Source organism: Sphingomonas sp. OK281, from assembly GCF_900115295.1.
In the GTDB taxonomy this organism is placed as follows: Bacteria; Pseudomonadota; Alphaproteobacteria; order Sphingomonadales; family Sphingomonadaceae; genus Sphingomonas.
In genome coordinates this window covers 671,995-695,589 of sequence record NZ_FOVZ01000002.1, presented here as the reverse complement: position 1 = coordinate 695,589, position 23,595 = coordinate 671,995, and the positions used below count along the sequence as shown (strand labels likewise).

Annotated in this window: 20 protein-coding genes; 9 read left to right on the top strand and 11 right to left on the bottom strand. The window is 65.3% G+C overall.

Annotation, left to right across the window (positions count from 1 at the left end; genetic code table 11):
- Positions 1 to 41: 41 nt before the first annotated feature.
- The 4 genes from BM244_RS09305 to BM244_RS09290 all read right to left on the bottom strand — a co-directional run bounded on the left by BM244_RS09305 (position 42) and on the right by BM244_RS09290 (position 7,604).
- Positions 42 to 1,349 carry an AAA family ATPase gene (locus tag BM244_RS09305; protein WP_175518146.1) on the bottom strand — a complete coding sequence of 436 codons (1,308 nt, stop codon included), beginning with the start codon at positions 1,347 to 1,349 and terminating at the stop codon, positions 42 to 44.
- A gap of 315 nt (positions 1,350 to 1,664) precedes the next feature.
- Complete coding sequence (locus tag BM244_RS09300) at positions 1,665 to 2,933, bottom strand: DUF445 domain-containing protein (RefSeq protein ID WP_244655486.1); 1,269 nt, start codon at positions 2,931 to 2,933, stop codon at positions 1,665 to 1,667.
- A 254-nt stretch (positions 2,934 to 3,187) separates the two neighbouring features.
- A complete protein-coding gene (locus BM244_RS09295; protein WP_093398635.1) occupies positions 3,188 to 6,409 on the bottom strand; it encodes an efflux RND transporter permease subunit in 3,222 nt (1,073 codons plus the stop codon).
- Positions 6,410 to 6,413: 4 nt separating this feature from the next.
- Complete coding sequence (locus tag BM244_RS09290; protein WP_175518145.1) at positions 6,414 to 7,604, bottom strand: efflux RND transporter periplasmic adaptor subunit; 1,191 nt, start codon at positions 7,602 to 7,604, stop codon at positions 6,414 to 6,416.
- Between the two features lie 228 nt (positions 7,605 to 7,832).
- On the opposite strand from BM244_RS09290, the gene BM244_RS09285 reads away from it, so the two are divergent.
- On the top strand, positions 7,833 to 8,570 hold the full coding sequence (locus BM244_RS09285; protein ID WP_093398634.1) for an SIMPL domain-containing protein: 738 nt from the start codon (positions 7,833 to 7,835) through the stop codon (positions 8,568 to 8,570).
- A gap of 233 nt (positions 8,571 to 8,803) precedes the next feature.
- On the opposite strand, the gene BM244_RS09280 is transcribed toward BM244_RS09285, so the two are convergent.
- From BM244_RS09280 to BM244_RS09270, 3 genes are all read right to left on the bottom strand, one after another.
- Complete coding sequence (locus BM244_RS09280; RefSeq protein ID WP_056484797.1) at positions 8,804 to 9,061, bottom strand: GlsB/YeaQ/YmgE family stress response membrane protein; 258 nt, start codon at positions 9,059 to 9,061, stop codon at positions 8,804 to 8,806.
- Positions 9,062 to 9,154: 93 nt separating this feature from the next.
- Positions 9,155 to 9,454, bottom strand: coding sequence for a CtrA inhibitor SciP (locus BM244_RS09275; protein ID WP_056061087.1), 300 nt, complete (start codon positions 9,452 to 9,454; stop codon positions 9,155 to 9,157).
- 103 nt (positions 9,455 to 9,557) lie between these two features.
- A complete protein-coding gene (locus tag BM244_RS09270; RefSeq protein ID WP_093399071.1) occupies positions 9,558 to 9,785 on the bottom strand; it encodes a hypothetical protein in 228 nt (75 codons plus the stop codon).
- A gap of 196 nt (positions 9,786 to 9,981) precedes the next feature.
- Between BM244_RS09270 and mnmA the strand changes: the two genes are divergently transcribed.
- Positions 9,982 to 11,103 carry a tRNA 2-thiouridine(34) synthase MnmA gene (mnmA, locus tag BM244_RS09265; RefSeq protein WP_093398633.1) on the top strand — a complete coding sequence of 374 codons (1,122 nt, stop codon included), beginning with the start codon at positions 9,982 to 9,984 and terminating at the stop codon, positions 11,101 to 11,103.
- 15 nt (positions 11,104 to 11,118) lie between these two features.
- Complete coding sequence (locus BM244_RS09260) at positions 11,119 to 11,367, top strand: UvrB/UvrC motif-containing protein (RefSeq protein WP_093398632.1); 249 nt, start codon at positions 11,119 to 11,121, stop codon at positions 11,365 to 11,367.
- A 134-nt stretch (positions 11,368 to 11,501) separates the two neighbouring features.
- Here BM244_RS09260 and BM244_RS09255 read toward each other — a convergent pair whose 3' ends face one another.
- The 3 genes from BM244_RS09255 to pdxH are packed head-to-tail and all read right to left on the bottom strand — an operon-like array spanning position 11,502 to position 13,812.
- Positions 11,502 to 12,293 (bottom strand): PhzF family phenazine biosynthesis protein, encoded by a 792-nt coding sequence (locus tag BM244_RS09255; RefSeq protein WP_093398631.1) that lies wholly within the window; start codon positions 12,291 to 12,293, stop codon positions 11,502 to 11,504.
- Positions 12,290 to 13,237: a cation diffusion facilitator family transporter gene (locus BM244_RS09250; protein ID WP_093398630.1), complete on the bottom strand. Its 948-nt coding sequence runs from the start codon at positions 13,235 to 13,237 to the stop codon at positions 12,290 to 12,292. Before BM244_RS09250 ends, BM244_RS09255 begins: the two co-directional genes overlap by 4 nt.
- Positions 13,234 to 13,812 carry a pyridoxamine 5'-phosphate oxidase gene (pdxH, locus tag BM244_RS09245; RefSeq protein WP_093399070.1) on the bottom strand — a complete coding sequence of 193 codons (579 nt, stop codon included), beginning with the start codon at positions 13,810 to 13,812 and terminating at the stop codon, positions 13,234 to 13,236. Before pdxH ends, BM244_RS09250 begins: the two co-directional genes overlap by 4 nt.
- A 113-nt stretch (positions 13,813 to 13,925) precedes the next feature.
- Here pdxH and BM244_RS09240 point away from each other — a divergent pair, with 113 nt between their 5' ends.
- From BM244_RS09240 to BM244_RS09225, 4 genes are all read left to right on the top strand, one after another.
- Positions 13,926 to 14,807: a non-homologous end joining protein Ku gene (locus tag BM244_RS09240; protein WP_093398629.1), complete on the top strand. Its 882-nt coding sequence runs from the start codon at positions 13,926 to 13,928 to the stop codon at positions 14,805 to 14,807.
- A 192-nt stretch (positions 14,808 to 14,999) separates the two neighbouring features.
- Positions 15,000 to 17,519, top strand: coding sequence for a DNA ligase D (ligD, locus tag BM244_RS09235; protein ID WP_093398628.1), 2,520 nt, complete (start codon positions 15,000 to 15,002; stop codon positions 17,517 to 17,519).
- A gap of 324 nt (positions 17,520 to 17,843) precedes the next feature.
- Positions 17,844 to 20,282, top strand: a complete 2,439-nt coding sequence (locus BM244_RS09230; RefSeq protein WP_093399069.1) for a circularly permuted type 2 ATP-grasp protein — start codon at positions 17,844 to 17,846, stop codon at positions 20,280 to 20,282.
- A gap of 130 nt (positions 20,283 to 20,412) precedes the next feature.
- A complete protein-coding gene (locus BM244_RS09225) occupies positions 20,413 to 21,297 on the top strand; it encodes a transglutaminase family protein (RefSeq protein ID WP_093398627.1) in 885 nt (294 codons plus the stop codon).
- A gap of 140 nt (positions 21,298 to 21,437) precedes the next feature.
- Here the strand turns inward: BM244_RS09225 and BM244_RS23075 are convergent, their stop codons facing one another.
- Positions 21,438 to 21,584 carry a hypothetical protein gene (locus BM244_RS23075; protein ID WP_175518144.1) on the bottom strand — a complete coding sequence of 49 codons (147 nt, stop codon included), beginning with the start codon at positions 21,582 to 21,584 and terminating at the stop codon, positions 21,438 to 21,440.
- Between the two features lie 94 nt (positions 21,585 to 21,678).
- On the opposite strand from BM244_RS23075, the gene BM244_RS09215 reads away from it, so the two are divergent.
- Both BM244_RS09215 and BM244_RS09210 read left to right on the top strand, forming a co-directional pair.
- Complete coding sequence (locus BM244_RS09215; RefSeq protein ID WP_093398625.1) at positions 21,679 to 22,614, top strand: DnaJ C-terminal domain-containing protein; 936 nt, start codon at positions 21,679 to 21,681, stop codon at positions 22,612 to 22,614.
- An 82-nt stretch (positions 22,615 to 22,696) separates the two neighbouring features.
- The gene (locus BM244_RS09210; protein WP_254784361.1) at positions 22,697 to 23,572 is read left to right on the top strand and encodes a YihY/virulence factor BrkB family protein; all 876 of its coding nucleotides are present in this window, start codon (positions 22,697 to 22,699) and stop codon (positions 23,570 to 23,572) included.
- The last annotated feature ends 23 nt before the right edge of the window (positions 23,573 to 23,595 follow it).

The window sequence follows — 23,595 nt, the reverse complement described above, 5'->3', positions numbered from 1 at the left end:
GTTGTGTTAGTGTCGTCCTTCTTGCCACCTTACATGCCTTCTTAGCTGACAGGATCCCAAAGACTTGATGCGCCCATCAACGGTTGAATCGGCCCGATAAATGGAATCCCACCGTATCGGCCATGCATGTATCCACGGTCAAGCGCCTCACCCTTCCTTGGCGAATAATCACTGAGAGGAACTAGCACGCTTTTTCCATCAACGGACTTATCAACAAACCAAATCTGATCTCTGCGAAGGTATCCATCTCTCAATGTGCTTGTATCATGCGAGGTAAATATTAATTGGGCACGCTTACGATTAACAGAAACGTTAGAAAACATTTCAACAAGTCTATGAAGTATTAAAGGGTGTAAGCTGGTATTTATCTCATCAACAATTAAGCAATATCCGTTGGCAAGCGCGTCAAATATTGGTCCGGCAAGCCCAAACAAAGCTCGCGTACCAGTCGACTCTTCGCTCAGCTCCAGTGAGACCGGACCCTTACCAGTACCTTTATGAAGAAACTCGACTTTTCGTGATTTAACAAATTCGGGATCACTTTTGACCATCTGAGCAAGTAGAGTAGGCGAAAGTGCCTGTGAAAGAGTTTCGCTAATATCCTCCACCTCAATGCGAATATCTTCGACATCAATGTCCAGTGATCGCAGAAACTCCATTATGTTTCTGCGATTATTTTCAACTTCGCAGTGCTGAGAAGTGTATTTTCCGAAACTGCCACTTGCCGCGTCAACTCCACGTAAGTACGTGGAAAACCAGACAAACGGTTCTCTTAATTGTTCAGAATTCAGTTGATTAGCGGTCGATAAAAATAACGCATTACCCCTCGTTGCAGATCGCCACGTCGCCTTGTCACCGCGAAGAGAATCACCAAAAGAGTAATCATAGGATTCTGATTTGGGCACATAAACCCGATCGAATAACTTGCGAAATCGTGCCGTTCGATCAGCTATTTCCAAACGCTCTTCCAAAACTCTGACACTATCAACCGCAAAACTATACTGGTACACTACGGGCCCCATCGAAAAAAGTAGCCGGAAACTACAGGGGGCACTCGAAAATTCCGTATCAAGGCGATGAACTTTCACATCAATAAGCTCACCATGTTGACCGTCACTAGCCGAATTGACCACAAAAGAGCGAACAAAGCGCATAGCTTCCACCAAGCTGGATTTACCGCTTCCGTTTTTCCCCATAATTATCGCGCTAGTTAAGACTGGCAGTTTTTGAGGGCCGTCGACCCATGCAACCCTGTCTTGATGACCGTCTGTCAAATTGCTTGCGATCAAACTGAACGTCTGCTCGTTCGCAAAAGATTTGAAATTTGTGACAGCGAATTCGAGCAGCACGGCCGCCTCCGAAGTTAAATCTGCAGATTTTATGCGCATTCAACCCTTAAGGCGGGATTACCTGTGGTCAACCCGCTAACGACCAGCGAACCGGAAACGCTGTCAGCGGTGCCGTATGGGGGTGATCGGAAGGGCCGCACCAGTCGGCTCGCTATCTAATGTGAGTTTTCCAGCATGCTATCCTGACCGCCCGCCTGTTTGCGGTAGTATTTTGTTTGACAGCAGTTCTTCCGCTTATCCCCCAACCGCCGCCGTTTAATGGTCACAGACTAACAGACAATTCCGATGCTATCGAGAAACTCCACGTCGTCCCCATTACAACAGCACATCGACGCTGTGGATCACCAGCCCGACCAGCCCGCCGACGATCGTGCCGTTCACGCGAATATACTGCAGGTCCCTCCCGACGGCGTTTTCCAGGCGGCGGGTGATCGTGTCGGCGTCCCAGCTGCGGACCGTTTCCGAGACCAGCTTGACGATGCCGTCGCCGTAATCCGCCGCCGCGCCGACCGCCGCGCGCCGCACGAACCGGTTGATCGTCCGCGACATCCGCGGATCGTGCTGCAACGTCTCGCCGAGCTGGCGCAGGATGTCGCCGAGCTTGCCCGCCATCGCGCGCTCCGGATCGCGCGCGATCGCGAGAAGCGCGCCGCGTGCCTGCTCCCACAGGCCGTCGAGCCAGCGCTGCATCGCCGGATTATCGAGCAGGTCATTCTTCATCGTCTCGACCCGCTCGCGCATGCGGCGGTCATATTGCAGGTCCCAGGCGAGCCGATCGAGCCCCTCCTCCGCCTTCAGGCGCAGTGGATGCTCGGGGTCTTCCGCCATCTCCGCGAGCAGCTTGTCGAAGCCGCTGATGAGCTTGTCCGCGACGGTCGTGTCGAGCCCGGTCCAGCGCAGGATCGAGCCCGCCTTGTCGTGGACCATCGCGCGGACGAGGTGATCGTTCGCGGCCAGCGTCTTCGCCGCCCAGCGGATCGCGCTTTCGAGCAGCGGCGCGTGGCGGCGCTCAGCGATCGCGGCCTTGAGCAACTGGCCGAGGATCGGCGACACCTCCGTCGCGCGCAGGCGGGCGCCGATCCCGGCCTTGACCATCCCGCCGAGCCGCGCCGGATCGAGACCCTCGAGAACCTGCGCGACCAGCTTCGACGCGCCCTGGCGAAAGCGCCCCCCCGCCCCCTCGGGCGGATCGGTCAGCCAGCGTGCGATCGCGCCTGCTACGTCGAGACGGCGGGTTCGCCGGGCGATGACGACGGGGATCAGGAAGTTCGCGCGGAGGAACTGCGCGAGCGTGTCGCCAATGCGGTCCTTGTTGCGCGGCACGATCGCGGTGTGCGGGATCGGCAGGCCGAGCGGATGGCGGAACAGCGCGGTCACCGCGAACCAGTCCGCGAGGCCGCCGACCATCGCCGCCTCGGCGAACGCGCGGACGAACGCGAAGGCGGGGTGAACGGGGACGAGCGCGCGGCTGACGAAGAAGGTCGCGGCCATGAACACGAGCAGCCCGGTCGCGACGATCCGCATGCGGACGAGGGCGGGCGGCGTTGCTTCGCTCGCCGGGCGCGTGCGGGTTGAAACTGTCATGCCCGAAACAATCCCCCAGCGCGGGGATAGTTCACGACCGCGGCGGATCTGGCTTTGGCCGGACGCAGGCTCGACTGGCGTGCGCTCGACACGTGCACGCTCGACTGGCCCGCGGTTACTCGGTCCGCGCTCGACCAGATGGCTCGGGCGCGGACCGTTGGTGCTACCCTCCACCGATGCGCCATGCCGACGCGCGGCACTTCGACGTCGGTTAGCACGCGGCGACGTCGCTCAACACGAGGGGCGCAATGGCGTCACTCGGCTGGCTGTGTGCCATCACCGAGCTTGGGGGTTGCCGGTCCGAGCCGTGGCCCCGACGGTCCGGCGAGCCCGATGACTTCGCTGCCGTCGTCGCCGGGGCGATAGGTGAGCAGGCTGCGGCCGAGGCGTGGGCCGATATACCGCTCGATCCCGACCGCGAGGCTGAACGCCGCGGGGACGATCAACAGCGTCAGGATGGTCGACAGGACGAGCCCGCCAATCACGACGATGCCCATCGGCGCGCGCCACGATCCGTCGCCGCCGAGCGACAGCGCGGTCGGGATCATGCCCGCGACCATCGCCACCGTGGTCATCACGATCGGCTGCGCGCGCTTGTGGCCGGCATCGACCACCGCGGTCCAGACGTCGACGCCCTTGCCCATCTCCTCCAGCGCGAAGTCGATCAGCAGGATCGAGTTCTTCGCGACGATGCCGAGCAACATCAGGATACCGATGAACACCGGCATCGACACCGGATTGCCCGTCGCCCACAGCGCCAGCAGACCGCCGAGCGGGGCCAGCAACAGCGACCCCATGTTGACGAACGGCGGCAGTGCGCGCCGGTACAGCAGCACCAGCACCGCGAACACGAGGAACGTCCCCGCGATCACCGCCAGGATGAAGTTGTTGATCATCTCCGCCTGGAACTTCGACTGGCCAAGCACGAGCTTGTTCACGCCGGTCGGCAAGTTCATCATCGTCGGCAGCGCATCGATCTGCTTCTGCGCGACACCGGAGACGATCCCGGGCGCGAGATCGGCGCCGATCGTCAGCTGGCGCTGTTGATTGACGCGGTCGATCTTGGTCGGGCCCGAGCCGAGCGTGATCTCGGCCACTAGGTTGAGCGGCACCGACCCACCCGAGGCGGTCGAGACGGGCAGGTTCTGGATCGTCGAGAGTTCGCTCCGCGCGCCTTGATCGAGCGCGACGCGGATCGGGATCTGGCGATCGGACAGCGAGAACCGCGCCGAGTTCTGGTCGATATCGCCGAGCGTCGCGATCCGGATCGCCGACGACAGCGCCTGCGTCGTCACGCCGAGATTGGCGGCGAGATCGAAGCGCGGCTTGATGACGATTTCGGGGCGCTGCATGTTGCCGGCGACGCGCGGCGCGACTAGCGTCGGCAGACGCGACATCTCGGTCACGATCTTCTGCGCGGTCGCATCGAGCAGCTTGGGATCGTCGCCACCCAGCGTCACGCTCATGTCGCGCGTGCTCCCGCCCCAGCCATTCTGCGACCGGAACGAAACGCGCGCATCGGGGATCGCCGCGAGCTGGGGCGCGAGGCTGCGCTCGAACTCCGTGCTCTTCATCTTGCGGTCGTCCTTCAGCGTCGCGGTGACGCGACCGGCATTGACCGAACCGTTGGCGCCGCTGCGTGCGTAGACCGACTCTACGTCGGGCTGAGACCCGATCAGTGCCGCGACCTTGGTCACCACGGCTTCGGTTTGTGCCAGCGTCGTGCCCGGCACCATGTCGATCACCGCCATCGACGTGTCGTTGTCCTGCGCGGGCTGGAACGTCATCGGCAGGACGGCGAACATCACGATCGTCAGGAGGAACGCGAACACGCCAAGCCCGAGCACCCAGAAGCGGTGATCGCGGAAGCGGCTGGTCAAGCGGTGGAACCCGCCGCGCGCGGCCGAGGCCTTCGCCTTGCCGGTTTCCAGCGTCCATTTCAGCGTCGCCATATAGCCGTCCATCAGGACGCCCTCACCGTGAACGGCGGGGCCGGCGGACTTGAGGAAATACGCCGCCAGCATCGGCGTGACGAGACGCGCGACCGCGAGGCTCATGAGCACCGAAGCGACCACCGTCAGGCCGAAATTCTTGAAGAACTGCCCCGAGATACCCGGCATCAGGCCGACCGGCAGGAACACCGCGACGATCGCCATCGTCGTCGCCAGCACGGCGAGACCGATCTCGTCGGCGGCGTCGATCGACGCCTGATAGGCGGACTTGCCCATCCGCATGTGTCGGACGATGTTCTCGATCTCGACGATCGCGTCATCGACCAGCACGCCCGCAACCAGGCTGAGCGCGAGCAACGTCATCTGGTTCAGGTTGAAGCCGAGCAGGTCCATGAACCAGAAGGCCGGGATCGCCGACAATGGGATTGCGAGCGACGAAATCACCGTGGCGCGCCAGTCGCGGAGGAACAGGAACACCACGATCACCGCGAGCACCGCGCCCTCGATCATCGCGTGGATCGCGCTCTCATATTGCATCTCGGTGTATTTGACGCTGTTCGAACGCAGCACGAAATGCACGTTCGGGTTGCGCTTCTCCATCGCCGCGAGCTTTTTCACCGCCTCGTTGAAGACGGTGACGTCGGACGAACCCTTGGAGCGCTGGAAATCGAAGCTGATCGTCTGGCGGCCGTCGATCGCGGCGCGGCTGCGCTGCTCGGCGTAGAGATCGCGGACCTGCGCGATGTCGGCCAATCGTACCGTGCGGCCGTTGCCGACGTTGATCTGCGTCTGCGCGAGCGCGACCGCGTCCTTCGCGTTGCCGAGCACGCGGACCGACTGTTCGGACCCGGCGATCTCGGCACGGCCACCCGCCGCGTTCAGATTGACCTGCCGGAGCTGGGCGTTGACCTGGCTCGCGGTCAGCCCCTGGCTTTGCAGCTTGAGCGGATCGAGGATGATGCGGATCTCGCGACTGACGCCGCCGTTGCGGTTGACCGCGGCCATGCCGGGGACCGACAGCAGTTCCTTCGCGACGTTGTTGTCGATGTACCAGCTGAGCTGTTCGACCGTCATGTCCTTGGCGATCACGGAATAGCTGGCGAGATCGTTGTCGGTGGTGTTCGCGCGGAACACCTGCGGCTCGAGGATACCCTCGGGCAGGTCGCTGCGGATCTGTGCGATCGCGTCACGCACATCGGTGACGGCGCGGTCGATCGGCGTGCCGATGCTGAGCTGGACGACGGTCTGCGACTGGCCCTCGGTGACGGTCGAGGTGATCTCGTCGATGCCCTGGAGCGAGCGGACCGCGGCCTCGACGCGCTGCGTGACCTGCGTCTCGAGCTCGGTCGGCGCGGCACCCGGCTGGTTGATGACGACGATTGCGATCGGGAAGTCGATGTCCGGATCGTTGTTCACGTCCATCCGCATGAAGCTGACGATACCCGCCAGCGTCAGCGCGATGAACAGAACGATCGGCGGCACCGGGTTGCGGATCGCCCAGGCCGAGATGTTGCGAAAGTTCATGCGCTCAGCTCGCTTTCTTCGTGACCGGCTTCACCTTCTGCCCGGGCGCCAGGAACCCGCCCGCAGACAACACTACCCGTTCGGTTCCGTCGAGTCCGCTGAGAATCGTCACGCCCGCATCGGAGACCTGGCCGATCTTGATGTCGCGGCGCACGGCCTTGTCGTCGGCGCCGATGACATAGACGAAGCTGCCCTTCTCGTCGCTTTGCAGCGCCGAATCGGGAAGCAACGGTGCCTGGGTCGCACCGCCGACGATCGTCGCCGCGGCGAAACCGCCCGGCCGCAGCGCGGGGTCGTACTTCACCGCGATCCGCGCGATGCCCTGGCGGCTCTGCGGGTCGATGACCGGCGAGACCTGCCATACCTGGCCGGGGAAGCCCTGAGTCGTGCCGACCGGAACGACCGTCGCACGCGCGCCGGGGTGGAGCCCGGCGAGGTCGGCTTCGCTCAACTGCGCGCGCATTTCCATTTGGCCGTCCGCAGCCATGCGGAACAGCACGCCGGTGCCCGCGCCGACCACCTGACCCGATTCGACGCCGCGCGTCAGCACGAGGCCGGCGGCGGGCGCACGGATATCGAGCCGGCCGTTGCGTGCGCGGGCTTCGCCGAGCGTCGCCTGCGCCACCTTCACGCGCGCGGCGGCGGCGTCGCGAGTCGCGGCCTTGCGCTGGAGATCGGCCTTGGAGATGAAGCCGCGATCGACGAGCTGCTGGGCGCGATCGAGTTCGGCCTGCGCGATCGTCTCGTCGGAACGGGCGACGCTGACCGAGGCGGCGAGCGAGGCGGCGGTCTCGGTCTGGACCGAGCGATCGACCGTCGCCAGCACCTGACCCGCCGCGACCCACTGGCCCGGCTCGACCAGCACGCGCGTGATCATCCCGCCCTCGCCCGCGACGCCGACCGGCATCTCGCGACGTGCGGCGATCGTGCCGGTCGCGGAAATCGTGCGATCAACGGTCTTGCGACCCGGCACCACGACCGAGACGGTCGGCACCTGCTCGACGACGGGCCCGGCGGCGACATCCTTCTTGCCGCCCTTGAACGCGAAGACGGCGGCGACGATCGCCAGCACGAGGACGACCGCGATGATGATGTTGCGACGGCGGTGCGACGGCGCGGTGTAATCGGGGAGCACGAGCTGGTCTTCGCTATCGCTCGCGCCACCGTGACCGGCCATCTTCGTCTCGTAGTTCATGCGCGTCACAATCCCAATTTCTACCGGTCTTGTCTCGACCCGCTTCGCCATTCGCAAGCTGTATTATCTGAATAAGTCACCGTGCTCAAGCCCCTCGACGAGCACAGGGCGCAGACATGCTTCGATTTCGATCTATTCGCAATGCGGTTCGCAGAGTTTGGGACGCGTTCAGCTTGTGTTGAGCCGATCGGGGCGACACGCACGGACAGTTCAACGGGAGACACCATCATGAAGACCGCATCGTTCCTGACCATATTGGCGAGCGCCGCCGCGATCCTGCCTGCGGCCGCTACTGCCCAAGCCGCTCCGACCACGGTCGAGCCGATGGTGCCCGCCGCCGGAACCGTGCTGGACGTGACCGCCGAGGGGCGCACGACGCGCGTGCCCGATCTCGCGACGATTCGCGCCGGCGTCGTGTCGCAGTCGCCGACCGCCGCGGCCGCACTCACCGACAATGCACAGCGGATGGCCAAGGTGCTGGACGCGCTCAAGCGCGCGGGCGTCGCGCCGCGCGACGTCGCCACCTCGAACGTCCAGTTGGCGCCGCAATATCGCTATGCCGACAACCAGCCGCCGGTGATCACCGGGTATCAGGCGACCAACACCGTCTCGATCCGCTTCCGCGACGTCGCCAAGTCCGGCACGATCCTCGATGCGCTCGTGGCGCAGGGGGCGAACCAGATCGACGGGCCGAACCTGTCGATCGACAAGCCTGATGCGGCGCTCGACGAGGCACGGACGGACGCGATCGCCCAGGCCAAGCGTCGCGCGGACCTCTACGCCAAGGCCGCCGGCCTCCGCGTGTCGCGAATCGTGTCGATCGCGGAATCGGGCCAGGATGCTGGCGGCCCGGCGCAACCGATGTTCATGATGGCCCGCGCGTCGATGGCCAAGGACAGCACGCAGATCGCGCCGGGCGAGAAGGACGTGACGGTGACGCTGTCGGTACGCTTCCTGCTGAACTGACCTTCTTACGATCCTCCCCCGCCAGGGGGGGCTGGCACTTGTGAGACGGAGGGGGAGGATCGGAAAACCTCGGTTCCGTGCCCTCCCCCTCCGTCACCTTCGGCGACACCTCCCCCTGGCGGGGGAGGATAGGAAGGGCGGCTGCGGATCCGCCAAAGATCATACGCACGAAAAAAGGGCCGCCCGGTTGCCCGGACGGCCCTTTTTCCTGTTTCGCGTGACGAAGGCGAAGCTTAGCGGACGCTACCGCGACGCACGAGGTTCACGATCGCGAGCAGGACGATGGCGCCCAGCAGCGACACGATGAACGAGGTCAGCGTGAGCGGCGCGTTGTTGATCGAACCACCCGACAGGATCAGGCCACCGATGAACGCGCCGACGATGCCGACGATGATGTTCAGGAAGATGCCCTGCTGCGCATCGGTGCGCATGATCATGCTAGCGATCCAGCCGATGACGCCGCCGATGATCAGCCAAAGAATGAGACCCATGATATTTTCCCTCCGTTGAACCCGTATCCGGGCGATGGCGGAAAGACGTGCGAGCGGCGTTTTTTGTTCCGCTCGCGTTTTGAGTTTTGCCGATCAATACTTTTGTTGGCGCTCGTACAACGACTTGTAGTGTTGAATTCGCGTAACCCGCAGTCCGGGCATGCCTGATCGGTCGATCGCGCGCTGCCAGCCGGCGAACTCCTCGACCGTCAGGCCATAGCGCGCGCAGACGTCGTCGACGCTGAGCAGGCCGCCATTCACCGCTGCGACCACCTCGGCCTTGCGGCGCACCACCCACCGCGTGGTGCTGGGGGGTGGCAGGCTGTCGAGCGTCAGCTGCTCGCCCAATGGCCCGATGACCTTGCCGGGACGAATTTTCTGGTTCTCGATCATTTGAAACCTCTGGTCGGGGCGGGGGGCCCCCTCTCGATACGCACACACGACTTGTAGTCGCAGGATTTGAAGATCGGCTGAAACGCCGCGGTAAACAGCATCTTCATTCGTCCTTCCACCGGGTTAACGCCGCTGCCATCGGCCCATTGAACGCACCATGAAGCGGCGCGAACAGTTTCGAGTCTATCGTGCCCCGCGCAAACCCCGCTTGCACCGCCGCTGTCGGGCTCGCCGCCTGTCGAGCGGCGATACCGACGATCAGGACAGCGAGGTCACCCGGAAGAACGGTGACCTCGGCATCGCGATCGAAACGGGGAAAACTAAGGTCCAACGGGATACTCGCGGCGGTCTCTGGGATCTCCGGTATACTGCGAGGGGGTGAAGGGACCGTAAAACTCCGGCCCAAGTTTTCGAATCTGTCCGTTTTTTCCAATGGCCGGTCGCGTTTTTCACTCGCTTCGTCCTGATGCAGGTTAGCGCACCGCATCTTTTTGCAACCGACGCCCTGCGCGCTTATGTAGCGCCGCATGGATCAGACCGATTTTCAGCTCGGCGCCGGTGCCGGTGCGGGCATGGCCGGAAAGCGTATCGTCGTGGCGATGTCGGGCGGCGTCGACAGCTCGGTCGTCGCGGCGCTCGCGCACGCCACCGGCGCCGAGACGATCGGCGTGACGTTGCAGCTCTACGACCACGGCGAGGCGGTCGGTCGTGCCGGTTCTTGCTGTGCCGGCCGCGATATCCGCGATGCACGCGCGGTGTGTGACCGGCTCGGGATCGCGCATTACGTGTTCGATCACGAGACGAGCTTTCGCGAGCAGGTCGTCGACAAGTTCGCCGACGAGTATCTGGCGGGACGGACACCGATCCCGTGCGTCCAGTGCAACATGGGGCCGAAGTTCACGGACCTGCTGAAGCTCGCGCGCGACCTCGGTGCGGACTGCCTTGCGACCGGGCATTACGTGCGGCGCGTGGAAGGTCCGAACGGTGCGGAGCTTCACCGCGGTGCCGATCCGGCGCGCGACCAGAGCTATTTTCTGTTCGCCACCACCCAGACGCAGCTCGATTATCTCCGCTTTCCGCTCGGCGGGCTGCCAAAGGCGCGGGTGCGCGAGATCGCGGCCGAACTCGGGCTCGGCGTCGCGGCCAAGCCGGACAGCCAGGACATCTGCTTCGTACCCGACGGCGATTATGCCGGCCTCGTCAAGAAACTACGTCCCGAGGCGGCGGAGACCGCGGGGGATATCGTCGATCTCGGCGGGGCAAAGCTTGGCGAGCATCGCGGGTTGATCCACTTCACCGTCGGCCAGCGCCGCGGGCTGGAGATCGGCGGCAGTCCCGAGCCGCTCTATGTCGTGCGGGTCGAGCCCGAGACGAAGCGAGTCGTCGTCGGCCCCCGTCGTGCGCTGGCGGTCGAGGCTGCGCGGATGACCGACATCAACTGGTTGGGCGGCGACTTCGCCGGGCCGCTGACCGCCAAGGTGCGGTCGATGGCCAAGCCGGTCCCGGCGCGCCTAGTGGGCGACCGCGTGGTGTTCGATGCGCCTGAATATGGGGTAGCGCCGGGTCAGGCCGCGGTGCTGTACGCGGGCGAGCGCGTGCTCGGCGGCGGCTGGATCGCGGATACCGAAGCGGCACTCGTCGCCGCCTGACGCGTTGGGTGCGGCATGGATATGGAAACCTTGCGCCGCCAGATGGAAGCCGCCGCCGCTGCGATGGATTTCGAGACCGCTGGCAAGTTGCGCGATCAGATCAGCGTGTTGCGTGGCGGCGGCGAGGTGGCGGACACCGCCGGGCTGACGCGGCAACAACCCGGCGCGATGGGGCTCGGCACCAGCCAGCAGCGGATGACGCCGCCGCCGGGCTGGGTGAAACCGAAGAAGCCCGATCCGATGACCAAGGGGCGGAAGCGGTAGCTTTTCTTCGCCCCCCTCCCTGGAAGGGAGGGGTTGGGGGTGGGTCGCTCCCCGAACCTGCGCTGCACCCGCCAAGCAGCCGACCTACCCACGGCCCGTCCCTTCCAGGGAAGGGGAAGATCGCGGCGCCTAGGTCACGGCAGCAGGAACGTGCCCTCGATCGTCGTCACGCACGCCCCGCCGAGCACGACGCGGTCGCCTTCGAGGCGACACGTCAGTTTTCCGCCGCGCGCGCTTGCCTGGTAGGCCGTGAAGCTGTTTCCTAACGTAGGCGCCCAATACGGTACCATCACCGCATGCGCCGAGCCCGTCACCGGATCCTCGTCGATCGCGTAATAGGGCGTGAAGACGCGGCTGACGATGTCCGTAGCGTCACCGCGCGCCGCGACCACCGCGACGATCGGAAACTTGGCCAGCGCCGCGAAGTCCGGCTTCAGCTCGCGCACCACCGCCTCGTCGTCGACGATCACGAGCGCATAGCCCTTCTCGTGCCACAACGTCTCGACGGGCTCGGCGATGTTCAACGCCGCGACGATCTCCGGGATCGCCTTCGGAGTCGGTCCCCACGCCGGCAGTTCCAGCGTGTACCCGCTGGCTGCGCGCGCAACCTCGAGCATCCCCGCCTGCCGCGTCCGGAACCGCACCCGGTCGAGCGCGGTGTCCGACGACAACACGAAATGTCCGCTCGCCAACGTCGCGTGCCCGCAGAGTGCGATTTCCGCCCCCGGCGTGAACCATCGCAGGTCGAAATCCACGCCCTCTTCGTCCGACGCGACGATGAACGCGGTTTCGCTCAGATTGTTCTCCTGGGCGATCTTCAGCAACACCGCGTCGTCGAGCCACGCGGAGAGCGGCATCACTGCCGCCGGGTTGCCGCCGAACGGCGTATCCGAAAATGCGTCGATCTGCGCGAACGGTATTCTCATATGCGTTTCCCGAACCAATGCGGCGTCACGTCCGCTTCTACTAACGGATTGTCGGTGTCGACATGCCCCTCGGGATCGAGATGGATCAGCACCTCGACCTTGGGGAACGCGGTGCGCAGGTTACGCTCGACCGCCTCGACGATGTCGTGTGCGTGCTCCACGGTCAGGTCGCGCGCGACCTCCATGTGGAACTGCGCGAAATCGTGGCTGCCCGAACGGCGCGTCCGGAAATCGTGGATGCCGCGAATGCCGGGCTGGCGCGCGGCGACGTCGAGGAATTGTGCGCGGAAATCCTCGGGCCATTCCTTGTCCATCAACTGGTCGATCGCGTTCGACGACGCCTGGAACGCACCCCAGGCGAGCCACAGCGCGATGACGATGCCGAAGATCGGATCCGCCCCGCTCCACCCGACATATTGATCGAGCACCAGCGCGACGATCACCGAGCCGTTGAGCAGCACGTCCGACTGGTAGTGCACGTTGTCCGCCAGGATCGCGACCGAGCCCGTCTGGCGGATGATCTTGCGCTGATAGCCGAGCAGGAACACCGTCGCCGCAATCGCGATCACCGACACGCCGATGCCGAAATCGGCGCCGGTCGTCGGCTGCGGATCGCCGAACGCGAGGATCGCGCGCCAGGCGATGCCGACCGCCGAGGCGGTTATCAGCATGACCTGGAACAGCGCGGCGAGCGCCTCCGCCTTGCCGTGGCCGAAGCGGTGGTCGTGATCCGCCGGAGTCGCCGCTAGCCGAACGCCGTACAGCGTGACCAGCGACGCGAGCAGGTCGAGCGCGGTATCGGCGAGCGAGCCAAGCATCGCCACCGAACCCGTCGACCATGCCGCAAAGCCCTTCAGCAGCAGCAGGAAACACGCCATCGCGACGCTGGCGAGCGCCGCGCGGGTTGCGAGAGGTATGACCTTGCGGCGTTCGTCCTGCGTCATGGGAAGAGCAACCCTTCGTTCCAGTTGCCGTCTTCGCGCACGAACAGCCGCCGTTCGTGGAGCCGATGCGCGCGGTCCTGCCACAGTTCGATGCGGTCGGGGGCGATCCGGTAACCACCCCAATGCGGCGGGCGCGGCACGTCGCCACCCTCGAACCGCGCCTGCATTTCGGCGAAACGGTGCTCGAACGTCTCGCGCGAATCCAGCGGGCGCGACTGGTCCGACGCCCAGGCGCCCAACTGCGAATCACGACCGCGCGATGCGAAATAGGCGTCCGACTCGGCGTCCCTGACCAGGGTCACGCTGCCCTCGATCCGGACCTGCCGACGCAGCGACTTCCAGTGGAAGAGCAGCGCGGCGTAGCGGTTCACCGCGAGGTCGCCGGCCTTGCGGCTTTCGCGATTGGTGTAGATCACGAAACCGTCCGGGCCATGGCCTTTCAGCAGCACCATCCGCACCGACGGACGGCCCTCCGCATCCGCAGTGGCAAGCGCTACCGCGTTGGAGTCGTTGATTTCTGTTTTGCGCGCCTCGGCGTACCAGGCGTCGAACAGCGCGATCGGATCTTCGGACATGGCTGCGCCATAGCGAAACTTCGGCCCGAGCGAAACCATTGGGAGGGAACGACTCTGCCCCGCCGACGATTGACGGATAATCGAATCGTTTCCGCAACGAAGGAACATGCAGGGTGGCAGCGCGCGCGTATTGGCAGGGGCAGATCCGTCTCGCCCTCGTCTCGATCCCGGTCGAGATATATTCCGCGACGAAATCCGGCGCGGCGGTGTCGTTCAAGCAGATCCACGAGCCTTCGGGCCAGCCGATCCATTACGACAAGGTCGTCACTGGGGTGGGGCCGGTCGATGCCGACGAGATCATGAAGGGATACGAGGTCTCGAAGGGCGAATATGTCCTGCTGGAGCAGGACGAGATCGACGCGGTGAAGCTCGAGTCGAAGAAGACGCTGGAGCTAACGCAGTTCGTCGATGCGAGCGAGATCGACGTGCTTTATTACGAGAAGCCGTATTTCGTGGTGCCCGCGGATGACCTCGCGGAGGAGGCGTTCATAGTTCTGCGCGAGGCGTTGAAGCGCACGAAGAAAGTCGGGCTTGGGCAACTGGCCATGCGCGGGCGGGAATACGTGGTGAGCCTGAAACCGTGCGGGCGCGGGATGGTGCTGGAGACGCTGCGTTATGCCGACGAGGTGCACAAGGCGCAGGGCTATTTCCGGGATATTCCCGACGACAAGCCTTCGGAGGAATTGCTGGAACTGGCCGAGGCGCTGATCGGGAAGCGGAGCGGCGATTTCCACCCGCAGGAGTTCCACGATCGCTATGTCGATGCGCTGAAGGACCTGATCGAGCGCAAGCGCAAGTCGAACGGGAAGAAGATCATCGAAGACAAGGATACGGGTGCGAAGACGGGGTCGAACGTGGTCGATTTGATGGCGGCGTTGAAGAAGTCGATGGAGAAGAGCGGTGGTGCCGCGGAGAAGGCACCCGCGAAGAAGGCCCCCGCCAAGCGGGCACCGGCAAAGACGGCGGCGAAAACGCCCGCGAAGAAACGTGCGTAACGCTTCTCCTTGTTTCCCCGCGAAGGCGGGGACCCAGACTGGGCTCCCGCCTTCGCGGGAGAACAAACTTGTTGAGGTTGCCACCCCCTGCCCCGTCATCCCAGCGAAAGCTGGGATCTCCCCATTGCAGACCGCGCCCCTGCCGCGCGAGGTCCGGGCTTTCGCCGGGATGACGAAGACGGGACGCTCTTGATGGCCACGCCCCCGGATCCCCTCGCGCTCTACAATGCCAAGCGGAACTTCACCAAAACCGCCGAACCCGCCGGCACGCTGGCCCCCGGCAACGGCAACAGCTTCATGGTCCAGAAGCACGACGCCACCCGCCTCCATTGGGACTTCCGCCTTGAGATCGACGGCGTCCTCAAAAGCTGGGCCGTCACCCGCGGCCCCAGCCTCGACCCCAACGAGAAGCGCCTCGCCGTCCGCACCGAGGACCACCCGCTCAGCTACGCCACCTTCGAAGGCACCATCCCCGCGGGCGAATATGGCGGCGGCACGGTGATGCTGTGGGACCGCGGGACGTGGTCACCGATCAAGGGCAAGTCGGCGAAGGATCTCGACAAGGGCCACCTCCACTTCGTCCTCGATGGCGAACGGATGAAGGGCGAATGGCTGCTCATCCGCCTCAAACCGCGCGCAAAGGAGAAACGCGAGAACTGGCTCCTCCGCAAGATCGACGACGCCGCGGTCGGCGGCACCGACACGCTCGTCGAGGAAGCGCTGACCAGCGTCACGACCGGCCGCACGATGGTCGAGATCGAAAAGGGCAAATCCTCCCCGGCACGGGGGGGGGGACCAGCGAAGCTGGTGGAGGGGGCGGGCCGCAAGAGCACTGCCAGCCGCAAAAGTCTCGCCAGCGGCAAGCCCCCCTCCACCACCGCGAAAGGTCGCGGCGGTCCCCCTCCCCGTGCCGGGGAGGAATTTCAGGACCTCCAACTCTGCACGCTGGTCGACGCCGTCCCCACCGGCTCCGCTTGGCTCCACGAAGTCAAATACGACGGCTACCGCGCGCTGATTTCCGTCGCTAATGGCAAGGCCAAGGTCTTCACCCGCACCGGCCTCGACTGGACCGACAAATTCGCCGCGATCGCCGACGCCGCCGCGAAACTCCCCGTAAAATCCGCGCTGATCGACGGCGAGATCGTCGCGTTCAAGGACGGCCACCCCGATTTCTCGACGCTGAAGGACGCGATCTCAGCGGGCGGCGACATGACGCTGTTCGCGTTCGACCTGCTCGCACTCGACGGCGAAGACCTGACCGGCCTCTCCAACCTCGACCGCAAGGCGCGACTGCAACCGCTGATTCCCGAGGACGAGGACCGCCTCCGCTATTCCGACCACGTCATCGGCGCGGGCGAGCAATTGTTCGAAACGATGTGCCGCGAAGGCCTCGAAGGCATCGTCTCGAAACGCGCCGACGCGCCATATGCCGGCAAGCGGACCAAGGCGTGGCTCAAGGTCAAATGTACGCACCGCCAGGAGTTCGTGATCGTCGGCTGGCTGCCCTCCGACAAGAAGCGGGGGTTCAAGTCGCTGTTGCTGGGCGTGCGCGAGGGCAAAGGCTATCGCTACGCGGGGAAGGTCGGCACCGGGTTCGACCAGGCGTTGATGGACGAAATTCGCGACAAGCTCGATGCGCTCGATCGCAAGACGCCGACGGTCGAGGCGCCCAAGGCGGCGGTCCGCGGCGCGAAGTGGGTGACGCCGAAGCTGGTTGCGGAGGTCGCCTTTGCCGAGATCACGCCAGACGGCGTGCTCCGCCATTCGAGCTTCATCGGCCTGCGCGAGGACAAGGCGGCGAAGGACGTCGTCGCCGAAACGCCCGCGCCGCTGCCGGACGCCGCGCCCGCGACGAGCATCAAGGTCAGCAGCCGCGACCGCGTGATCTTCGACCAGTCGGACGTCACCAAGGGCGATCTCGCGGACTATTACGTCGCGGTCTCGGGGATCATGCTGCCGGTCGCGGGCAACCGTCCGATCAGCCTCGTGCGGTGTCCACAGGGTCGATCACGTGCCTGCTTCTTCCAGAAACACGATGCTGGGAGCTTCGGCGACGCGGTGCACAAAGTGCCGATCCGCGAGAAGGACGGCTCGACCGAGGACTATCTGTATGTCGACGATGCGGACGGGCTGGTCGCGTGCGTGCAGATGGGGACGATCGAGTTCCACGGCTGGGGGTCGTCGAATGCGGCCTTGGAAAAGCCGGACCGGCTCGTGTTCGATCTCGATCCCGACGAGGGGCTCGATTTCGGCGACACGAAGAAGGCGGCGGAGCATCTGAAGAACCAGTTGGCGGAACTGGGGCTGGTTAGCTTCCCGATGCTCTCGGGCGGCAAGGGCGTGCACGTGGTCGTGCCGCTGACGCCGGACGCGGAATGGCCTGCGGTGAAGGACTTCGCGGATCGCTTCGCGCGGGCGATAGCGGGGGCGGAACCCGAGCGCTTCGTTGCGACGATGGCTAAGGCGAAGCGGAAGGGGCGGATCTTCATCGACTGGCTGCGGAACCAGCGTGGGGCAACCGCGGTGATGCCGTATTCGACGCGGGCTCGGGCGGGCGCGCCAGTGGCGGCGCCGGTGTCGTGGACTGAGTTGCGGGATATCGAGACGGCCGCGAGATGGGGTGTGAAGGATGGGGCCGAGTTGATCGCGCGGGCCGGGGCGCGAGCGCTGGCGGGGTGGGGTGTGGCGGATCAGGTGCTGCCGGATTTGTGAGCCTTGCCCCTCCTGCCCCAGTTCACAACCACCCCGGCGAAGGCCGGGGTCCAATTGGAAAGGTGGTGGTAACGGAGCGATGCCCTCCATTATCGCCGTCCCCCAATTGGGCCCCGGCCTTCGCCGGGGTGGTGGTTTGTGGAGGCGACAGCTCATCCCCTTACTGGTCCCTCGCGAACGCGGAGGAACAGTAAGGCATGGCCCCCGCGACAATTTATGTTGCACCGCCGCGTTGAAAGGTGAAACACCGCCGCCTGTATTCGGGGGCTTGAGGCATTGAACACGGCGGACACGGCGACGCACACCGCGCCCCTTTTCGACGCTATGATCCATGCCGAGCGTTGGATCGCCGACTATTGCGCGCGTACCACTGGCGCCGACGTGCTCTGCGAAGATGCAGACCCCGCCTGGGCGGCGATGTTCGCCGAGCTCGCGATGGTCGCCTCGGACGACCTCGGCCACATCCGCGAACGCGTCCAGCGGCATGCGGTCGATATCGGCACCGGCTTCCGCATCGCCGACGAACCCGATGAGCGCCCCTGGCCCGTCTCCCCCGTCCCGCTGCTGATCGAGGCCGGCGAATGGGCGGGCATCGAGCGCGGCGTGATCCAGCGCGCGACGTTGATGGAGACGGTGATCGCCGATCTCTACGGCGCGGGCAAGCTGGTCGCCGACGGCCACATCCCCGCCGCGCTCGTCACCGGCAGCCCGTTCTTCCTGCGGCCGATGGTCGGGCTCGACCCGCCCGGTGGCCGTCATCTCGACTTCATCGCGATCGATCTCGGCCGCGGGCCGACCGGCGAATGGCGCGTGCTCGCCGATCACCTTCGCGCACCCGCCGGCGCCGGGTATGCGCTGGAGAACCGCATTGCGGTCAGCCGCACGCTCGGCGGGTTGCAGGATCGGCTCAACGTCCAGCGGCACGCGCCGTTCTTCGCCGCGTTTCGCGCCGGGATCGCGGCGATGTGCAAGCGGACCGACCCGCGGATCGGGCTGCTGACCCCCGGCCGGTTCAACCCAAGCTATCCCGAGCAGGCGCATCTCGCACGCTATCTCGGGCTGCTGCTGGTCGAGGGCGCCGATCTCGCCGCGCTCGAGGACAAGGTCTATGTCCGCACCATCGGCGGGCTCAAGCGGATCGATGCGCTGTGGCGGCGGCTCGACCCGCGGCTGCTCGATCCGCTGGCGTTCGACACGCATTCGCAGATCGGCGTGCCCGGGCTGATCGACGCGTACGCGGCCGGCAACGTCGTGCTGTCGAACGCGCCGGGCTCGGCCGTGCTGGAGGCGCCGGCGTTCTCGGCGTTCCTGCCGCAACTTGCACGGTCGCTGCTCGGCGAAGACCTGCTACTGCCCAACATCGCGACGTGGTGGTGCGGGCAGGACGGCGCGCGCGCGCAGGTCGAGGCGAATTTTGATCGTTTGCTGATCGGTCCGGCATTCCACTCGCGTCCGCTCGGCATGACCCGTGCACCGACCGCAGGCGCCGATATTGCTGGCGAGGAGCGGGCGCGTCTGCTCGCCGACATGGCGAACAGGCCGCAGGATTATGTCGGGCAGGAACTGGTCCAGCTCTCGACCATGCCGGTCGTGGTCGGCGATGCGCTCGTCCCCCGCCCCTTCACCCTGCGCGTCTTCGCGGCGCGTAACGGCGACGGCGAATGGACCGTCCTCCCCGGCGGATTCGCGCGGATCGGGGAGCATCCCGACGCACGGGCGGCGGTCATGGGCGAAGGCATCTGGTCCGCCGACGTCTGCATCTATGGTGCCGAACCGGTCGCGCCGGTGTCGTTGCTGACCGCTGCGGACTCGCTCCAGGTGCGGCGCAATCCGGGGACGTTGCCGAGCCGGGTGGCGGACAATTTCTACTGGCTGGGGCGCTATCTGGAGCGCGGCGAAGCGCTGCTCGGCGCAATCCGCGTGATGCTCGGCAATTCGATAGACGTCGATGGGGGTGCCGTCTTGTCGCCCACCACGGTCGGCAAGCTGGTCGGGCTGATCGTTGGGGCTGGGAGCGCGCCGCATCCGCCGTCGCTGCGCCGTGCCGACCTGACCGCGCTCGCGCGGACCGCGATGGAGGACGAGCGCTGGCAGTCGATCCTCACGCTCAACCGCCATGCGCGCGAGATCGGCGAGGGCTCGCGCGATCGGTTGTCGGCGGACATGGTGCGGTTGCTCGAAGCGCCCTTCCCTACGCATCGCGGGATGCTGGAGCGGGCGGGGTCGCTGCAACGGCGGTACGCTGCGATCGCGGGGTTGTCGGCGGAGCATATGGGACGGACAGCGGCCTGGCGCTTTCACGATCTCGGGCGGCGGATCGAGCGGGCGATGGCGATGGCGCGGGCGATCCGGTTGTTCGGGATGCCGGGGGCGTCACCGGACGATCTGTCGGTGCTGCTCGACCTGGCCGATAGCCAGATCAGTTATCGGCAGCGCTATCCGACGGGTATCGCGCGCGTGCCCGTGATGGATCTGGTGGCGCTCGATCCGGGTAATCCGCGCTCGTTGGCGTTTTCGGCGGAGCGGATCGCGGCGCGGTTGGCGGAGTTGCCGGTGCTGAGCGACGACGAGATGGCGGAGCCGCAACAGGCTCAAGCGACCGGGTTGCAGGCGATCGTGATGACGGCGACCGCCGCGGAGCTGAATGCGGAGACGCTGGGGGATATCGAGCGGCGGCTCGGCGCGGTGTCGGATGCGCTGGCGCGGCGGTATTTCCTGCAGGGGGCTGAGCCGTTGCGGACTAGTGGGCTGACGTTGGCGTGAGGGTGGGCGTGCGTAGCCTACTCCCTCTCCCCCCCGGGGAGAGGGTCGGGGTGAGGGGCAGCCAAGCAATGCTGCGCCTGGAACAGCCCCTCACCCCAGCCCTCTCCCCGGAGGGGAGAGGGAGCAGGTCATGATCTACGACATTCGCCACGTCACCACGTTCGACTACGGCGCGAGCGTTAAGTTTGCGCGGTGCAATCTGCGGTTGAAGCCGATCGATTGGCCGGGGCAGCATCTGGATAGCTATGCGCTGTCGGTGCATCCGGCCGGGCGTACCAGCGCGGCGCGGGCGGAGGCGGGGCTGGCCAACGTGACGCGATTGGTCGTCGACAGCCCGGTTCGCCACCTGACGATCGAGAGCCGGTCGCGGATGACGGTGGATCGCCTCGTGCCGGTGCCCGATGCGAGCGATCCGACGTTGGGCGAGATCGCGGCGATGGCGCGGGCGAGCACTGATCTTTCCGCGGCGAGTCCGGCGAACTACATCTATCCCTCGCCGCTGATCCCGCTCGACCAGGCGATCGCGGACTATTGCGCGGTGGATCTCGATCCTTCCCGGGGCGCACTGGAAGCCGGGATCGCGCTTGCGCGCCGGATCCAGGTAGAGTTCGAATTCGATGCGGACGCGACGTTGGTCGATACGCCGCCGCACGAGGCGTTCCTCCAGCGCAAGGGCGTGTGCCAGGATTTCGCACAGATCATGATCACGGGCTTGCGCGCGGCAGGGCTGCCGGCGGCGTATGCGTCTGGGTATATCCGGACGATCCCGCCCGAGGGTCAGCCGCGGCTGGTCGGGGCCGATGCGACGCATGCGTGGGTGCTGCTGTGGTGCGGGCCGGTGCGCGGCTGGGTCGGGGTCGATCCGACCAACGGGATCTGGATGGCGAGCGATCACATCGTGATGGCGGTCGGGCGGGATTATGCCGAGATCGCGCCGGTCGACGGGGTGGTGCTCGGGTCGGGGGCGCAGAACATGGATGTTAGTGTCGATGTCGCGCCGTTGGAATTCACATAGGGAAAATGTGATCCTCCCCTGCAAGGGGAGGTGGCTGGCGCTTGCCAGACGGAGGGGTGTTGCCCTCTCGATGGCGGGTCACCCCTCCGTCAGCCCAAGCAGGCTGCCACCTCCCCTCATAGGGGAGGATAAGGTCGACCTTACTTCTTCTCGTCGTGCGGGTTCGGATACGAGCCGCCGCCACTTTCGCCGCCCTTGTCCTTGGCCGGCGCGTTGTTGACGCCGTCCTTCTGCTTCGCGCCGTCGTCGTTCTTCGGCACGCCCTGCATCGGTTGCTTCTCAGTCATGATCGTTCCTCTCGTGCAACCAAACACCCCGCGCGCAATTGCGTTGCGCTGCGCACCGCCCCACATAGACGCGCAAGTTAGAATGGGGACGTAAGTGGCCGATCCGTACAAGACTCTGGGTGTAGCGCGCGACGCGACCGAAGCCGACATCAAGAAGGCGTACCGCAAGCTCGCGAAGGAGCTTCATCCCGATCGCAACAAGGACAACCCGAAGGCGTCGGAGCGGTTCAGCACGGTCACCAACGCGTACGACCTGCTGAACGACAAGGACAAGCGCGCACGGTTCGATCGCGGCGAGATCGACGGCGACGGCAATCCGGCGTCGCCGTTCGGCTTTGGCGGCGGTGGCGGGCGACCCCAGCCCGGCGGCGGCTTCCGCAGCGAAGGCTATGAGAGCGGCGCCGGCGGGGCCGACATGAGCGATATCTTCGAGGGCCTGTTCGGTGGCGCGCAGCGTGGCGGCGGCGGCGGGTTCTCCGGCGGCTTCGGTCGGCGCCCGCAGCCCAAGGGCGAGAATGCCGCGTATCGCCTGCAGGTGCCGTTCGTCGAGGCCGCGACGCTGGAGCCGCAGCGCGTGACGCTCGCGGACGGCAAGACGCTCGATCTCAAGCTCCCCGCCGGAGTCGAGACCGGCACGCAGATGAAGCTGGCCGGCAAGGGCGAGCAGGGTCCGGGCGGCGCGGGCGATGCGATCCTGACGATCGAGGTTCAGCCGCACAAGTTCTTCACGCGCGACGGCGACGACGTCCGCCTCGACCTGCCGATCACGCTCGCCGAGGCGGTGCTGGGGGGGGCGATCAAGGCGCCGACAGTCGACAAGCCGGTGATGCTGACGATCCCCAAGGGTACGACCTCGGGGAAGACGTTGCGCCTCAAGGGCAAGGGTTTCCACAAGAAAAGTGGCACGCGGGGCGATCAGTTGGTTACGCTGATGATCGACATTCCAGCGAACGATGCGGCGCTGACGGCGTTTGTCGAAAGCTGGGATGGACGCGAGGCGGGGAACCCTCGGGGGGCCATGGGCGTCTGAACGCCTTGTGAATGATAGTCCCCTTTCGCCCGAAGCGCGCGCCCATGATCATGGTGCAACGCGTGCCCGTCTCAACCGCGGCATGGCGAAGGTCAGGCCGGGCAGCTACGCGTTCGAGGTGTTCAAGCGTGCCGCGATCGGCGTGTTCAACGACGGGTTCATCCACGCCGGGAACCTGGCCTATCTTGCGTTGATGACGGTGTTTCCGTTCTTCATCGTCGCAGCCGCGATCCTGTCGATCTTCGGGCAGAGCGTCGAGACGGTGCGCGCGGTCGAGTCGTTCCTCAACGTCCTGCCGCCGAACGTCGGCGACCTGTTGCGCAAGCCGATTGCCGACGTGCTCGCCGCGCGGACCGGGTCGCTGTTGTGGCTCGGCGCGCTGGTCGGGCTGTGGACGGTCGGCAGCTTCGTCGAGACGATCCGCGACATCTTTCACCGCGCCTACGGGATCAAGGCGACCGCGCCATTCTGGAAATCGCGGCTTGGATCGTCCGCGGTGATCATTCTGTCGGTGGTGATCGCGCTGCTGTCGTTCCTCGTCCAGGGTATCCTTACCGCGGCGGAGCAGTTCATCTACCGCCTCGTCCCCTTCGCGCAGGACGCGGCGGGGTGGGTCGGGCTGTCGCGGCTGATTCCCGGCCTGCTCATGTTCGGTGCGCTGTACCTGCTGTTCTACTCGGTCACCCCGTCGCGCTATCGCTATTCGAAGTGCCGCAAATGGCCGGGTGCGCTGTTCACCACCGCGTGGTGGGTCAGTGCGACCGCGCTGCTGCCGGTGATCCTGTCGCGGCTCGGTGGCTACGACCTCACCTATGGCAGTCTGGCGGGTGTCGTCATCATGCTGTTATTTTTCTATGTCATCGGGCTCGGGCTGGTATTCGGTGCGCATCTCAACGCAGCACTGGCGGAACCACCCGAAACAACGCTAGAGCAGCCTGCTACGGATATGCAGGTATAGGCGGGGACGGCGTGAACGGTTTG